We start from the raw sequence: 16660 nt of genomic DNA, 5'->3' as shown, positions 1-16660 counted from the left end.
CCTGTTTTTTTCTCGTTGTTATTGTTTTCGGATGAGCTCCGAAGCCAACAAAAAGGTGCTGTCATGCAAGTCTCGGTAGAAGGAAAAATGGTTGAGGTCTCCGACGGGGCGTCCTGTGCGGATGCTCTGAAAGAGGGGTTGAGCGGAAAACGCTTCAAGGCCGCGATTGCCTGCAAGGCCGGCGATACGCTTCTGGATCTGACTGCGCCTGTCCCCACTGCTGCTGAGACTCTCACCCTGACTCCCGTTACCGCCGATACCCCGGAAGGCTTGAGCCTCATCCGCCATTCCGCCGCGCACGTCATGGCTGCGGCCGTCAAAAAGTTGTTCCCCGCCGCCAAGGTGACCATCGGGCCCTCCATCGAAAACGGCTTTTACTACGATTTCGATGTGGAGACCCCGTTTTCACCCGATCAGTTTGAAGCCATCGAAGCGGAAATGCAGCGCATCATTGATGCCGCGGTTCCGTTCGAGCGCATGGATATTTCCAAGGCCGACGCCGTCAAGCTGTTCAGCGATATGGGCGAGCCCTACAAAGTTGAGCTGATCGAGGGCCTTGAGGACGGAAGCATTACCCTCTACAGGAACGGCGATTTCGTTGACCTGTGCCGTGGGCCGCACATCCCGAATGCCGGGTTCGTGAAGGCGTTCAAGCTGTTGTCCGTTGCCGGGGCGTACTGGCGCGGCGACGAAAAGAACCGTATGCTTTCCCGCATCTACGCAACGGCCTTTGCCGACGCCAAGGATCTCAAGGAATACCTGAACCGCATCGAGGAAGCCAAGCGCCGCGACCACCGCAAGCTCGGCAAGGAGCTCGATCTGTTCGCGTTCCATGAGGATGTGGCCGCCGGTATGGTCTTCTGGCTGCCCAAGGGGATGCTGCTCCGCACGATTCTTGAAGATTTCCTGCGCCGCGAACATATCAAGCGCGGCTATCAGCTTGTGCAGGGCCCGCAGATTCTGCGCCGTGAGCTGTGGGAACAGTCCGGCCATTACGCCAACTACCGTGAAAATATGTATTTCACGGAGATTGAAGGCGATATGTACGGCATCAAGCCCATGAACTGCGTTTCGCACATGCTCATTTACAATGCGCATCTGCGCAGTTATCGTGAACTGCCGCAAAGGTATTTCGAGCTCGGCGTCGTGCACCGCCATGAAAAGTCCGGCGTGCTGCACGGCCTGCTGCGCGTGCGCCAGTTCACGCAGGACGACGCGCATATCATCTGCACGCCTGAGCAGTTGGAAGATGAAATCATCGGCGTCATCGCGCTGGTTCGCGACCTGATGGCGTTGTTCGGCTTCCAGTACCGCGTGGTCATTTCCACTAAGCCCGCGAAGGCCATCGGTTCCGACGAGGCTTGGGAACTTGCCACCAACGCCTTGATCAAGGCTGTGGAACGTGCGAACCTGTCCTACACCATCAACGCCGGGGACGGTGCCTTCTACGGCCCGAAGATCGACGTGAAGGTGACGGACGCCATCGGCCGCGAATGGCAGCTCTCCACCATCCAGTGCGACTTTACGTTGCCGGAACGCTTCGAGCTGGAATATGTGGGGCAGGATGGCGAGCGGCATCGCCCGGTCATGGTGCATCGCGCCATTCTGGGGTCGCTGGAACGTTTTATCGGGGTGCTTACCGAGCATTACGCCGGGGCATTCCCCACTTGGCTCGCTCCCGTGCAGGCCAAGATATTGACAGTTACCGACGCACAGAACGCCTTTGCGGAAGAAGCCTGTGAGGCTTTGATGAAGCAGGGCATCCGTGCGGAAGTTGATACGCGCAACGAAAAACTGGGCTTCAAAGTTCGTGAGGCCCAGCTTGCCAAGGTCCCGTATATCCTCGTCGTCGGCGACAAGGAAGTGGAAGCCAGCAGCGTCAACGTCCGTCTGCGCACCGGAGAAAATCTGGGCGTGAAGTCGTTGGACGAAGTGGCGGCCTTGGTGCAGGAAGACTGCGCGGAACCGTTCAAACGTGGAGGGATGAGCTATCGCTTCTCTTAATGCAAAGCCTCGTCGGGATGTACCCCAAGACGGCGTGCGCCGGAACGAACAGATTCGTGCCCGTGAACTGCGGGTAATCGGCCCCGAAGGGGAACAGCTTGGTATTCTGGGCCGTAATGAAGCCATTGCCATGGCCAAGGAACACGGTCTTGATCTGGTGGAAGTCGCCGCTACGGCCGACCCGCCGGTCTGTCGTGTGATGGACTACGGCAAGTTCAAGTACGAGACGCAGAAAAAGAAGCAAGAGGCCAAGAAACGCCAGACCGTGGTGCAGATCAAGGAAATCAAGGTTCGTCCCAAGACCGACGACCACGATTTCGATACCAAGGTTCGGCATATCAAGCGATTCCTCGAGGATGGAGACCGCGTTAAAGTGACGGTTTTCTTCCGCGGGCGTGAAATCGTCCATAAGGATCGCGGGCTGAGCATCCTCGAACGTGTTATTGCCGACACCAAGGACGTGGGCAAGGTCGAGCAGGAACCGAGAGCGGAAGGCCGTACCCTTCAGATGCTGCTGACGCCAGTGGCCAAGAAGGGCGGCGCCCAGGAAGCTCCGGCTCAGGAAGATTAGCGGATTTTTTCGCGGTCACGCCCCTGCGAGCACTTGCCAACGGCGTCCAAATAGGACATCATGCGCCTTCACGTCTTCGGACGTGGAGGCGTGGGGTGCCGTGCCCCATAGGATTCCCCGTGAGATTGATCCTCAAATCAGGAGTTGACCATGCCTAAGATGAAGACCAGACGTTGTGCCGCCAAGCGGTTTTCCACCACTGGCACCGGCAAGTTCAAACGTCGCAGACAGAACCTGCGTCACATCCTCACCAAGAAGGATGCCAAGCGCAAGATGCGTTTGGGGCAGGGCGCTTTGGTGGATGCCACCAACGTGAAAGCTGTCCGTCGGATGATGCCCTACGCCTAAGCGTAGCGGATTGTACCCTTTTTTCTGTGCTCGGCTGGCATGATCTCCGCCTCGCCGGGTTCCCAATAAGCATCGGAGGATAATTCCATGCGCGTGAAGAGAGGTCTTGCTGCCCACCGTAGGCACAAGAAATATTTGGATATGGCTAAAGGCTTCCGCGGAGGCCGCAGCCGTTTGTACCGTACTGCCCGTGAAGCTGTCGAACGTTCGCTTGCGTACGCCTTTGTGGGCCGCAAGCAGCGCAAGCGCGAATTCCGCAAGCTGTGGATCCTGCGCATCAACGCCGGCGCCCGTGAAAACGGCCTGTCCTACTCCAAGCTGATGTTCGGCTTGGCTCAGGCTGGCGTGGCTCTGAACCGCAAGGTTCTGGCCGATCTCGCCGTGCGCCAGAAGGAAGATTTCGCCAAGTTGGTCGAACTGGCCAAGACGAAGCTCGCCTAAGGCGGCGTTTCAGGCGAACCAAGCAAGGAAGCAAAGCAGAGGATTCGTCCTTTGCTCTACAGTATAAAGCTCGATGTGATGGATCTTTCACGGGAACCATCTTGATTGACACGGCAAGGGCCGGACTCGTTATGGGTTCGGCCCTTTTTTGTTTCCTTGGAAAACGCTTATGGAAAATCGGGAAACACTCCGTCCGTTCGATGTGCTGGATTGCATAAGGGGCTGGCAGAAAGGTGGGAGCAAGCGCAGGGTGGAGGTGGGGATAAAAGTATTTTTATCGTATCATGCTGAAAAAGATATTTTTTTAGGCTATGCTCTAGAAATGGCTGAAAAATTTTTGAAAGCTCCAAAAGGATAATCAATAAGCTGTCTCAGCCATGAAGCCCGCCAATGGAGAACTGGGGAAAAAATTTGTATTTTCATCATGTGTAGAGGTAAAACAGCCACATGCCATGACAGGGTCAAAGGAAATTAAAAAATATTTTTACTTTTTTGGCAAAAGAAATTTTGGAAAAAAGGCGTGAACATTTATATGTTCGTGCCTTTTTATTTTATAAAAATGGAATCGTTTTATTAAGTATAGCATAATGGGATTCATAAGCTGATCTTGTTTATATAGCGTATTTTCGTTTCAATGAACTTTTCATACCTATTCACTTTTATTGTGCTGAATATTGTAAAGAAAAATATGTAGGCATATGATGCATTCAAAACTTTCGGCAAAATAAGGGGAGGCACAAATGAGGACAAACCGAAACCGTTGTTGCCTTCTCTCTCTCTCTCTCTCTCTCTCTCTCTCTCTCTCTTAGCTATGTGTCCGATTCTATTTGGTGAAAAGCCCGTGCCTCTTGGCGTGGGCTCTTTTCATTGAGGAACAAGCAATCACCTCTAACGCGGTAAAGAGTAAATCCATCCTGAGGAGGATGTAATCATGACCTTATCAAGAGGAGCCATCGGGAACCTAGCCAGCAGGTACCGTGCCGTCCTGCGGAAGTGTCGCGTGATGAACGTATTCGGGTCATTAGCGGTGGCCGGCATGCTTGTCGCGGGAAACGCGGGGGGTGCCGGCGCGGAGGACGTATCTGGCGACATTTCCCCGATAGCCCTATCGGGGGATGCCCGGCATATTGTTGGCGGTGGGGATATACGCCTCCGGTCGGCCGATCCTGCACTGCGGCATCTCATCAATGTGTCGGGGCAAGGGCAGCTTGACGTTTCCATCCCCGACGGCAGTTCGATGGCTGTTGGAAATGCTGGCGGGATCTATCTAAGGGATTATTCTGACTATGATCAATACGCATCGGCTTTCCATGCGGCAGGTTCGGGAAGTTCCGGTTCTTTTGCGGGGACGGGAGCCTTCTCGATGGTGGGCGGCGGAAAGCTGTTGGGCGTATGTGCTTTTTTGAGTGAAGGCAAAGGGACGTTGGCTCTTTCAGGGGATATTGCGGGTGAAGCCGAAGCCGTAATGAATGGCTCCAATGGGTATGCTTCCTTTGCTGCTGCGGCGTCAGGGGGAAATCTGTTTTTTGGAGGGGACAGGACGATATTGCGGGCGAAAGCGTCTACGGGGAACAACGCGAATGGGGCCTTCGTCAAGTATGGGGGGATGATTGGTTTTTCCAGTAAGTCTGTATTGATTGAGTCAAGGAATACGGATTCCAACAGCGTGGGCATCAACTGTGCTGATGGCACGGTCAAAACAAGTGCCGATACGGATCTGGATATTGTAGTGGAGGGAAACAAGGCTATAACGGGTATCCAGCTTACGGCGAGCTCCTCCGATGTGCAGCTTGCCGGAAATCTTAATCTGACGGCAACGCAGACAGGGCAGGATTCTTTCGCCTCCGTACTTGGCATCTCAAATGACTCAGGCAAAATGACCGTTTCTGGCCCTGCCTCGTTGCGCTTGGCTGCCAATGCCCCCTTTGAGGCAAAGGGGATCGCCGCTTCCGGCAAAGCTGAGATGAGCTTTCTTGGGGATGTCGAGGTTGTGGTTGCGGGGAGCGCATCCGGCAGCGCCCTTTATACGACATACCGTTATGATTATCCGACCCAAGCCGGTATCTGTCCGGTTCTTTCCCTCGGCGCCGAGGGAAAGACTGTAACGCTGGATTCTTCGGGCTATGGCATCAATAATCAGGGGGGAACCGTTTCCCTCACGGGACGGCGGATCAATATAACGGGAGGCACGGGCGTCTTTGCTGAGGGGGGAGGCAATGAGGATGTTTTTGCAGACGTCCGCTTTGATGGGCCTGTTGCCATAAATGCAGATAGGGCGATCGTCATGGGGATCGGGGCTGGGGAGAAGGTCGGTGCTTCCGTGACCTTTGCCTATAACCCTACGCCGATCAATGTCCCCGCCACGAAGGAAAACGCGGATTCGCAGGTGAGGGGGAGCGTTGCCGGGGCCTCCGGCACGATCAATAAGGAGAATGCAGGCTCCCTCGCATTCTATGGCGATATTTCCAATTTTAGAGGAATGTTCAATCAAAAGGGCGGAACGACGTTCTTGAGCGAAGGGATGGCCGGGTATTTTGGCGGGGCGCAGGTAGCCGTGACGGGTGGCGTACTTGCCGCTCCTGCCTTGTCCTTCCTGAAGATGGGGAAGCTTACCCTTGCGGGCGGTACGCTGAAAACGGGAACGGGACAGGTCTTCACAAACGCCCTGAATGCGGACGGGGGGATGAAGGAACCCGGCGCGGTGAAGCTGAGTGACCGCAATTGGGAATTCGATTCAGGAGTGATCGCGTTTGATGACGCCAAGTACAACATGGCGTACGCTCAGGCGGCAGCCGACCTGTTGGGGGCCGGCAATGCCGCGGCGGACAAAGTATTCGATTCGGGTTCCTCCAGAGAGATCACATTCACTGGAACGCTTGTCGAATGGCCCCTTGGGGCTCCTGACAGCTTTGAAACGCTGCAAAAGGCCGTTCTGGATACCGGCATCGACAGCATCAAGCTGGGAAGCGACATCGTTTTATCCAAGCGCTTACAGGGAACCACACCTGTCGGGCGCTCGCTGCTCATCGACGGCAGCGGGCATACGGTAAGCGGAGCCTATCCCGGCCTGTGGTTCAAGGGGATGGATTCCGGGACTGTTTCCATCAGGAATATTGCCTTTGACGGCTTGAGGACGTCTTCGGGCGACAGATACGAAGGCCCCGTTTCCTTTGGCCCGGCTATTTTCTTCGATATGGGGTATTTTGCCGATAATTGGAAGAGTTCCGCAAAGTTGAGCATCGGTGACGGCGTACGGTTCAGGAATACGGAAAGTGCAGGCGACGGTGCCGGCGGTGCCGTCAGAACCGCGCACGGCATTGTGGAAATAGGAAACAACGTCAGCTTCATCAACTGTACGGGAGGCTCCGGCGGCGGCCTTTACAGCGAGTCGTTTACCACGATCGGTGACAATGTTGTCTTTGAGGGCAACAAGGGGCGCAGAGGCGGCGCGCTGAATGTGGTTGACGATTATGGCGGGTACCTCACGGATCCCGACTATGCGTCCGGCGCACGCCGCGTGAAGTATGTGCACATCGGGAAGAACGCCCTTTTCAAGGGCAACAGCGTTGAACTGCTGGGTTCCGGTGGGAACGGCGGGGCCATCGAAGTGCAGTCGGGGGAGCTGAGTATTGATGACGGTGCCGCGTTTACGGGAAATGCCTCCAAGTCCACGGGCGGCGCCATAGCTGTATGCGACTGGAGCCCTCAGTTGCCTGCCAAGGCGGCATTGGGAGCGGCGACGTTCACTCAAAACAGCGCGGGAAGCCACGGTGGGGCGCTCATCAACGAAGGCGACGTGTCCTTCAGCGGGCCGGTCATTTTTGCCGAAAACACGGCCGGCAAGTTCGGGGGTGCCGTTTGCAACCTGAATACGTTGAATATGGCGGCGAAATCCACGTTTTCCAAAAATACGGCTGGAGTTGGCGGAGGGCTTTATAATGAAGGGACAGCTTCTTTGGGCAAGGCTTCCTTTATTGAAAACGCCGCCGACAGCGGCGGGGCCGTATTCAACGTGCATCACCTGACGTTTGCCGACGGAGTCGTTTTTTCCGGGAACAGGGCGGAGGACGGCGGCGCTGTTTATAACGGTTTTTCCGTGGATAAGGACGGCAACGCCGCGAGTGCGGGGGCCCTTGTCTTCAACGGAGGGGCTCGTTTCACCGGAAATACGGCCAGCGGGCTTGGCGGGGCCATTTACAACACCTGTGCCGTCACCCTCAACCCCGGTGCGGGGCAGGAGATCCTGTTCAGCGGGAATACGGATTCCACGGGCTCAAGCGCGATCTTCATGGGTGACGGTTCCAGCCTGGACATCACAGGAGAGGGCCGGGCCGTCTTTGATGACGCGCTGTTATCCCAAACGGCCACGCCATCTCTGAAGAAGGCGGGCGGCGGTACATTGCTGTTCAGGGCCTCGATGGATGGTTTTCTGGGAACGGCTGTTTTTGAGGGCGGGTGCACGGAAGTTGCCCAGAGATGGCTTATCAAGAATACGATGACTGTTACGGGGGGCAGATTGAAAATGCCGGAGTTTTCCTTTGCCGCCCAAGGCGAAGGGGGCAGCGCCGCTGGCGGTAGGCTGATCCTTGCGGGCGGCATCTTGGAAACCGGAACGGGACAGATCTTCACAAACGGATTGAATGCGGAAGGCGATAACAGGGATCCCGGATCCGTGAAGCTGAGCGACGGCAACTGGAGTTTTGAATCCGGGTTGATAGCGTTCAATGACGCTTTGTACAACCTGACGTACGCTCAGGCGGCTGCTGACTCGCTGGGTGCCAATACCGTGGACGCGGGTGAGGGGGCCGGTTCCGCCTTTGCGAAGGAGATCACATTTATCGGGGCAGGGTATGTGGAGCCTGACCCGGAGCCGGTTCCCCCTGTGGAGCCCGATCCGGTTCCCCCCGCCCCTGAACCGAAGCCAGATGAAGAGCATACGGGAAGGGTTTCCGTTGACGAATTGAACAAAAATCACGCCAACAACATTGTTCTTGGCAATGTGACCATCGTTACCGGCACAGGTTCGGGCAAGGATTTTATTGTCGGCGCGGGTGCGGAGGACGGCAAGGCGGATTCGCTAATCGGCAGCATTGGCGGGAAGAATATAGATCTTGGTTCCTCCGGCCGGAATATTTCCGTGGTGGGCGGCCGCTATCTGACGCTGGTCGGGGGGGCCTCCGACACGCCCTTGGTCACGGCGGGGGGAAATCCCGTCAATATCCGTGTGGGAGGTACGGGCGAAGGGGCATCCGGTGTGCTGAACCTCGGCACGCCGGTCATGGATTCCGGCGGCACGCTGTCGGGAAACATACAAATAGCCGCGGCGGGCACCGTCAATGTCCGTGCGGGAACGCACGTCATCACGGGTGAGGCCAATGAAGCCACCGGCACATGGGATGTCGCCGGGGTGAACAACAACGGCGGCACGATCAACATTGCCGAGGGGGCGCATCTCCAATCGACGGTACGTCAGGCCGATGGGCGGACGAATGTTTCCGGCAGGCTGACTTCCTCTTCCGTCGAGCTTTTCGGAGGCGCCCTGAACGTCTCCGGCACGGTGGATTCTTCGTCCGTCACGGCCTCCAAGGGAGATATTAACATTGTGGGAACGCTGGCGGCGGACGTTTTGACCACATCCTCCGATGTGCAGATCAATATCGGCAATCAAGAGAATGCCGGTAGAGTGGCCGCACGTCAGGTTCAGTTGCGGGGAGGCAGGGTATTTCTCGATCCCGCGTGGAAGGGCAACGATACGTTGGCCGATGCGTCGTACGGCGTCTTCACCTTTGTAAACAATGAGATAGACGGCTTGCTCACGGCGGGGCAGAATTCCCTGCTCGTGCTGGGCGATACGGATAACGGTTGGACGCAGGACGCTTTCGACAGATCCGGCCTCAAGTGGGGGCAGGGCGGCATAACCGCTGCGTTGGCCATTCGGAAGCCGCAGGCGTTGAACGGCGCATTGGGTGCGGTGATGGTGGACGGAACCAAGACCAGCGCTCCGGTATTGACTCCGAATACGGCGACGTTCGCGGACGGCTCCTTGCTGTTCGTTGACGGAAGGGGGCTCAATGGCGCTGCGGCGTTGACCGCTCAAGGCGGGACGCTGAACGTGGATGCGGGCACCAAGCTGCTCATGGAGCATATTACGCAGGGCGAATATACAATCACATCCGGCTTCTCGGTCAATAATGTGCAGGGGTGGAGCGGGGACAACCTGTACACGCCGGACAATCTCCTTGGGCTCGTGCTGGGCAAGGCGGACGACGGTTCGATGAAGGTACGGGCCACAGCCCGGCGCTCGTCCGATGTTTTCCGGGGGCTTTCCCTCGTCAATACGATGGATGCCATCTGGGGCAAGGGCCTGAACGACGCCGAAAGCGGCAATATGGGCATCCGGTTCCTCTCGCGGGCGGTCAACGAAAACGCTCTGTCCAAGGCGGACACGGTACGTACCGTTGACGGTGCGGCGCAGATCGCCGTGGCCGGAGGCGTGCGGGGGATGGCTCTCGCGGCGGCGGATGCTCCCATCCGGGCGGTTCAGGATCACGCGTCGCTCTCGCATATGACCGCCACGCGTGAAGGGGCCATCCGTAAGGACGGGCTGAACCTCTGGATCAATGCCCTGTATGGGGCGGAACACGCGCGCAATTTGGGCGCAGGAGCTCTTGATGGCGGCTACAATGCCGACTTCGGCGGCATCGTCTTCGGCGGCGACTGCTCTTTGGGCGATTTCCGGGTCGGCTTGGCCCTGAACGCCGGAAGCGGCACGGCCCGTTCCCGTGGGGACTTCAACGCGACCAAGAATGATTTTGATTTCTGGGGCATGAACCTGTACGGAAGCTGGTCGCGGGAGCGGTTCAATATTGTTGGCGATCTCGGTTATTCCGCCAACAGGAACGAGGTGAAGCAGGAGCTGCCCACAACCATGCGGCTCGGCCAGCTCAGGGCCGATGTGGGTACGGGCGTGCTGACGGCGGGCCTGCGCGGCGAATGCCGGTTTGAAACGGATTGGGCCGACGTGACGCCGCATGTCGGGGTACGCTACTACAACCTGCGTACGGACGGATTTACGTCTCGGATCGACGATCATGACGTGTTCCGTGTGGGACGCGATACGCAGGAGTTCTGGGCATTCCCGATCGGCGTGAGCTTCGGCCGCGGCTTTGAAACATCATTCGGCTGGACGGTGAAGCCGAGGGCCGACCTTTCCGCAGTGCCCGCTGTGGGCGGGCTCAAGGCGAAGACCAAGGCCCGCGTGCCGGGCGTTGCGGCTTCCGATGCGATCAAGTCCCGGATGGTGGACAGCGTCGCCTTTGATGGTACGTTCGGGCTCGAAATGCAAAAGGATGACGTATCGTTGGGCCTTGATTACGGCCTCCGCGCTTCGGAGCATAAGACGGGGCATGGCGTGAATGTGAGCTTCACCTGCAAGTTCTAGGTCGTGTCGTCATTTTTTTCATGTCATTATTTGAATTATTGAAAATAATCTTTTTGTGACGTGAAAAATAGTTAAAAATTTGGCTGTGTCATAGAAAACGATTGATGCTTTATTTCCTTGAAATTCCAAAGAAATAACCAATACCCCCCCAATCACAGAGCCCGCCAGCGGAATGATTGGAGAAAAAGCATATATTTTCAGTATATTGCTGAAACAAAATAACCATGTACTCTGACAGAGCCAATAATTTTAATTAGATAGCCGCACTCCTTTATAGGGAAGCGAGAAAGCTGCCCGGAAGGGTGAATACTGAGAAGGCGTCCCGCTGTGTCCCTTACGGGAAACGTCAGGGACGCCTTCTGGCGGAACGCTTCTCAGAAGATCTGGGGAGGACGTTCAGCTACAGCGTGGAACCATAGTCGGCGAGGCTTTTCAGTTGTTCGCTCGAAAGTTGCTTGACGACGTTTTCCATAACGAGCTTGCGTTGGGCGCCAAAGGAGCCGTCCTTGTATCCTTCAAGTTTCTTGAGCAGATCGGCGGCGCTCTGGCCCTTGATGGGGGGGATGCCCTTGGCGGGGACGCGGCTGCCGTCAGCACCGTGGCACCCTTGACAGTAGGTTTTGAAGAGGTTGGCCGCATCGCCGTCGGCAAACGCGACGCTGAAGGAAGCGAGAAGCATCACGGCTGAAAAGACAATCAATACCTTTTTCATTGTATTCCTCCTGCCTTTTTACTGTTGAACCGTACGGCCCCTTGCGGGGGCGTGGCTCAAGAAACGTGTTTGGGGGTATTCATGGCTGTGTTAAAGAAAATGGTTGATGCTTTATTCCTTGAAACTCCAAAGGGATAACCGGCAAAATGCCTTAGCCGTGGATCCCGCCAAGGGGAAAAACTAGAAAAAAGGCTGTATTTTCACCATCCTGTGGAGATAAAACAACCACATACTATAACAGAGCCATATTCATCATATTCCTATCCTGTTGAGTAGCCGCATAGGAATGAAAGCACCATGATAACATGGGGCATCCCCGTGTGAGCTGCGTTTTTGCCTCTTAGGGGGAGGAGGTTCGCCCGCGTCTGCCTGCGGGGTATGAGTCTCACGGCATTTCTTCATCTATAATGGAAAAGGAGGCGAGGGGCGGGTAGCGTCAACCGTATAGGTCTGAAGTCGGTTTTCCTCTGGACTTGGGATACGAAAGGAACGACGCATGAGCAAAAAACGGATAGGTATTGTCGGCATGGCCCTTGTCACGCTTTTGGGGGCTGGGGCCGCTCACGCTTCCCCTGGGGCATCGCGCCTGCTTTCTCCCCCGATGGCGCTGCCGGTACCGTCCGGATTTTTGAGCATACTTTTACTGTTGACTTTTTTTGTGCATTTGGTGTTGGTCAACGTGCTTCTGGGTTCGGTAATCCTGTCGGCCGTCGATCGGCTGGCTTCGGCTTCGGACAGCAAGGGCGGGATGGCCTTCATGCCCAAGGTGCTGGCGCTTGCCGTGAACTTCGGCGTTGCGCCTTTTCTCTTTTTGCAGGTGCTCTACGGGCATTTCCTGTATCCCGGCATTCTACTCATGGCCGTGTGGTGGATGTTTGTCGTCGTATTCGCCATGATGGCATATTACGGGCTTTACGTGAGCGGTGAAGCGGTCGGGCCGATGCGGAGGAAGCTGCCCTTGATCCTGTCGGCCCTGCTGCTTTTGCTGACGGCCTTTTTGTTGAGCAACGCCAGTACCCTGATGCTGCGCCCGGATTTCTGGTTCCGGTGGTTTTCCGAGCCGCACGGCCGCCTCTTGAATACGGGCGATCCCACTTTGTTCCCGCGCTATCTGCATATCCTGCTGGCTTCTTTGGCTGTAGGCGGCCTGACGATGGCCTGGCGCGCCCAGTGGGGCAAGCGCGCTCCGGAGTCCGGCAGGGAAGAGGCCGAGCGCCGTTTCCGTCGGGGGCTGGATTGGTTTTTCTACGCTTCCTTGGCGCAGGTTCCGGTGGGGCTGCTGTTCCTGTCCGCATTGCCCCCGGATGTGCGCGGTCTTTTTCTGGGTGGGGATGCCCTGTCCACGGCGGCCCTGATGCTGGCCGTGTCCGGGCTGTGCATCGCCCTCGTCCTTGCCCGGCAGGGCAGGCTCAAGCTTGCCGGCGCCGCTGCCCTTGGCGTCATTCTGGTCATGGTCTGCGTGCGCGGCATGGTGCGCGACGCCATGCTTCAGCCCTACGGCGGCGCGGCGTCCCCGGCCCCCACCGCTTTGGCGATGCCGCACGGGCAGACCGCCGCCCTGTGCCTCTTTCTGGCAGTTACGGCTTTGGTCATCGCCGTCCTTGTCTGGCTGGGCCGTGTGCTTTTTCAGGCCTTGAACCGCAGTGAAAGCTCGGAAATCCGGGAGGGATGACATGGAATTCCCCGTCTGGCATTTCGTCGGCATTGGTTCAGGGCTGATTATCGGCATCGTTTCCGTGCTGCACGTTTTCGTGGCCCAGTTCGCCGTGGGCGGAGGGATCTATCTGGTGTGGATGGAGCGGAAGGCCCACCGGGACGGGGCCCCGGAGATTTTGCAATGGCTGGAGCGCCATACGCATTTCTTTTTGCTCCTGACCATGGTTTTCGGCGGGCTCAGCGGCGTGGGCATCTGGTTTACCATGAGCGTGGTGAACCCTGGGGCCACGTCCATGCTGATCCATAATTTCGTCTTTTTTTGGGCCGCGGAGTGGGGGCTTTTCCTGCTCGAAGTGGTTTCCCTGCTGGCCTATTACTCTACCTATGCTTGGAGCCGTAGCGGGCGGATGAGCCCGGAGGCCCATATGCGCATAGGCATCGTCTATGCCTGCGCGGGCTTCCTCTCGCTCGTGCTGATCAACGGCATCATCACGTTCATGCTGACTCCCGGACAGGGGCTGTCCACCGGAAACGTATGGCTCGGCTTCTTCAATCCCACCTATTGGCCGAGTGTGGTTGTCCGTCTGGGCATCTGCCTGATTCTGGCGGGCATGTTCGCCCTGTTCACCGCCCCTCGCATCGCTTCGGCCGAAGCCCGGCGTATCGCGGTGAGGGTGAGCGGCCTGTGGATCATCCTTCCCTTCTTTCTGCTGCTGGGCGGTTCCGTGTGGTATTTCATGGCGCTGCCGCCGGATCGGCAGGAAGCCATTCTGAACCGGGCTTCCGATATCCATCCTTTCCTCATCACATACGGCTGGATGCTGCCCGCGGTCTTCCTGGCCGGGGTGGTGGCCTTTGTGCGGGCCGAGCGCCTCCGCAAGCCTCTGGGTATCGTCATCCTGTGTTCGGGGCTGCTTTTGGTGGGCAGTTTTGAATGGGTACGCGAAACGGCACGCCGCCCTTGGGTGGCCGAAAGTTATATGTATTCCAATGGGATGAGCGTTGTGCAAGATGCGCGGGCCAAGGCGGGGGGCATAGCCTCGGTGTCCGGCTGGGTGCGGACGCTTGATGCCGTCGAAAGCGGCTCCCTGAAGCTCGAAGCGCCTCTTGCCGACGGGCTGGGCAAAGGCTCCATGCTGTTTGCCCTGCAATGCAATGTCTGCCACGGCTTGGGTGGGCCGCGCATCGACATCATCCCACGGGTGCGGCGTCTGACCCGGTATGGCCTTGAGGCGCAGCTTCAGGGGCAGGGGACGCGGCTCGGCTACATGCCGCCCTTTGCCGGCAGCCTTGAAGATCGCCGGGCCTTGGCGGATTATCTTCAGCGTATGGGCACCCCGCACCAGACCTTTCCTTCCCCGGAGGAACAATGAACAAGCACGCGTCATCCTCGTCAACGTCTTATGGAGCGTGGGCCTTGGCAGCTTGGCTGGCTGCACTGGCTTTATTTCTGATCTGGCTGGGTTGGGTTCTTTTTTCCGTGTCCCCAATCGAGAAAAAGGCCGAAACCTTACCCGTATCCGTTCCGGCCGTCGCGCAACGTGATCCCGGCACGGTACTGGACAACCTCCCCGCCAAGGGTTCGTTGGCTGCCCCCGATATGCCCTTCACGGCTTCTCAGGAGTACGTGTTGACGGGGGCCGGGCTACAAGGTTTTTATCAGACGTCCGCGCCGAACGATGTCTGGACTCTTTCCTATTCGGAGCCGCAGCTCAATGCCCAGCTTATCAAACGTGGGCCGCCCATTCCCGAAGTCGTGACTCAGGGCGTTGACGTAACATGGGAGCTGAGCCCGAAAGCGGGGCTGGCGAAAGATGCCGCAGCGCGTCAGGGGCGGATGGCTGTTGCGGAGGATTCTTTTTTCGCGGCGTCGATTCCCGTGAGCGCCGTCAATGCCGACGGTGTGCTTGACCCCTATCCGGTGATCACGCTGCGCGCCAAAGACGAAAAGACCGGGAAACTCCTGGCTGAAAGCGCCGCCGTGCTGGCTGTTTCTCCCGGCTTCGGCTGTGCCCGGTGCCACGCGAACGCCGGGACAGCCATTTTGGAAGTGCATGATCGGCATCAGTCCACCCGCTTTATGGAACAGCACGCGAAAGGTGAGGTCATTGCCTGCCGTTCCTGTCATGTCGGCCTGAAGGACGGGAAGGCGGGTGAAGGGAAGAGTGGGCCGGAACTCAGCGTTTCCGCCGCCATCCACGGCTGGCACGCCACCTACCTGGCCGACAGGGGCGCTGACGCCTGCAAGACCTGTCATGTGGATCTGGGCCGCACGGGGGATGATCCGAAAAACGCCCCGCGCCGTCTGTTCGCCCGCGACTTCCATGTGGATCGCGGGCTTTCCTGCGTGCGCTGTCATGGGTTCATGGAAGATCATACGCTGGCCTTGCTCAAGGCCGAACAGGAGGCCGGGTTGCCGCAGGCCGCCAAGCTCATGTCCGGCATCACGCCGCGCGAGGTTCCTTTGGGCAAGATCAAGGGGCGGCTGCCTTGGGTGCAGGAACCGGACTGTACCGGTTGCCACAATTTTTCGGAAAAGCCCAACCTGCTCACCGCGTCGGCCTTCAACAAATGGACGCCCAGAGACGAGGGGGCGTCCGGCCTTTTCAGCAGACGCCGCGGCGATATGCTTATGGTGCGCTGCATCGTCTGCCACGGCGCGCCGCATGCCGTATATCCGTCGGCCAACCCGCTTGCCGAAAACCTCGACAACCTCCCGCCCCTCCAATACCAGCAGCAGGCGGCCACGCTTGGGAGCTACGGCAACTGCGCGTTGTGCCACGGTCAGCCTATGGGCTTTTCGGCACACCATCCTTTGGTGCGGTGGAGCGAGAGGGAAATCCATGCGCCTTTTGGAGCACGGCAGACCATGCCCGCGGTGCGGTTCTCCCATCAGGCGCACACGCCGCTGATCAACTGCACGACCTGCCACCACACGGGGTATGAGGACGGCAAGCCCCTGCTGTGCACACGTTCCGGCTGCCATGACGGCCTGACCGCCACGTTGCGCCCCGGCAAGGACGCCAAGCCTGCCTTGAACCCTTTTTATTTCTATAACGCGTTTCATGGCCCGTATCCGAGCTGTATCGCCTGCCATACCGAATCGCTTGCGGCGGGCAAACCGGCGGGGCCTACGGACTGCAAGGCCTGCCATCAGGCGCCTTCGCCTTTATGGGCGCATGAGGCGGAAGCGGGGAGTTCCGGCGCAGCGGCGCAATAGCATTCCCGTGCGGATGGTGATGGTGATTTCGTATAGGCGCTTCATTTGGGAACTACATCCATGCCGGAGCGTGCCCTTGGCTGCAAGGGGGAGGCTGAGGGGCAGCCCCAGCACGGGCGCACATGCGCGGTTCGCTCGGATTGTGGCTAGCAAGCTGTTCGGCAACCCTGAGCGCGGGGGAGGCCCCTTACAGATATTGTGGGCATCGTGCGGCTGATTCCAGTACGGCGCACGCACGGGGCAATTTGATGTCGGACTCCTTCAACC

The 16660-nt window shown here is 57.9% G+C and carries 10 protein-coding genes; 9 read left to right on the top strand and 1 reads right to left on the bottom strand.

The genetic code is table 11. From position 1 onward, the window contains the following. Window positions 1–63: 63 nt before the first annotated feature. From thrS to AC6I1V_RS03665, 6 genes are all read left to right on the top strand, one after another. On the top strand, window positions 64–2004 hold the full coding sequence (gene thrS / locus AC6I1V_RS03690) for a threonine--tRNA ligase (RefSeq protein WP_486854439.1): 1941 nt from the start codon (window positions 64–66) through the stop codon (window positions 2002–2004). Further along, the gene (infC, locus tag AC6I1V_RS03685; RefSeq protein ID WP_337430933.1) at window positions 1991–2575 is read left to right on the top strand and encodes a translation initiation factor IF-3; all 585 of its coding nucleotides are present in this window, start codon (window positions 1991–1993) and stop codon (window positions 2573–2575) included. Before thrS ends, infC begins: the two co-directional genes overlap by 14 nt. A gap of 150 nt (window positions 2576–2725) precedes the next feature. Beyond that, window positions 2726–2923, top strand: a complete 198-nt coding sequence (gene rpmI / locus AC6I1V_RS03680) for a 50S ribosomal protein L35 (protein WP_005030647.1) — start codon at window positions 2726–2728, stop codon at window positions 2921–2923. An 87-nt stretch (window positions 2924–3010) separates the two neighbouring features. Then, window positions 3011–3364: a 50S ribosomal protein L20 gene (rplT, locus tag AC6I1V_RS03675; protein ID WP_005030649.1), complete on the top strand. Its 354-nt coding sequence runs from the start codon at window positions 3011–3013 to the stop codon at window positions 3362–3364. A gap of 169 nt (window positions 3365–3533) precedes the next feature. Further along, complete coding sequence (locus tag AC6I1V_RS03670) at window positions 3534–3722, top strand: hypothetical protein (RefSeq protein WP_479858575.1); 189 nt, start codon at window positions 3534–3536, stop codon at window positions 3720–3722. Window positions 3723–4295: 573 nt separating this feature from the next. Beyond that, window positions 4296–10805 (top strand): hypothetical protein, encoded by a 6510-nt coding sequence (locus AC6I1V_RS03665; RefSeq protein WP_497736857.1) that lies wholly within the window; start codon window positions 4296–4298, stop codon window positions 10803–10805. Between the two features lie 400 nt (window positions 10806–11205). On the opposite strand, the gene AC6I1V_RS03660 is transcribed toward AC6I1V_RS03665, so the two are convergent. Further along, entirely contained in the window at window positions 11206–11517 is a 312-nt protein-coding gene (locus tag AC6I1V_RS03660; protein WP_486854437.1) for a c-type cytochrome, read from the bottom strand. Between the two features lie 496 nt (window positions 11518–12013). Here AC6I1V_RS03660 and AC6I1V_RS03655 point away from each other — a divergent pair, with 496 nt between their 5' ends. From AC6I1V_RS03655 to AC6I1V_RS03645, 3 genes are read left to right on the top strand one after another with little or no spacing between them, the layout of a single operon-like run. Next, window positions 12014–13189: a hypothetical protein gene (locus AC6I1V_RS03655; protein WP_486853993.1), complete on the top strand. Its 1176-nt coding sequence runs from the start codon at window positions 12014–12016 to the stop codon at window positions 13187–13189. A 1-nt stretch (window position 13190) separates the two neighbouring features. After that, window positions 13191–14546: a c-type cytochrome gene (locus AC6I1V_RS03650; protein WP_486853992.1), complete on the top strand. Its 1356-nt coding sequence runs from the start codon at window positions 13191–13193 to the stop codon at window positions 14544–14546. Continuing rightward, on the top strand, window positions 14543–16393 hold the full coding sequence (locus AC6I1V_RS03645; protein ID WP_486853991.1) for a cytochrome c3 family protein: 1851 nt from the start codon (window positions 14543–14545) through the stop codon (window positions 16391–16393). Before AC6I1V_RS03650 ends, AC6I1V_RS03645 begins: the two co-directional genes overlap by 4 nt. Window positions 16394–16660: the final 267 nt, after the last annotated feature.

The organism is Bilophila sp. T19-St14 (assembly GCF_059728385.1).
This window is presented reverse-complemented; position numbering and strand designations above follow the sequence as displayed.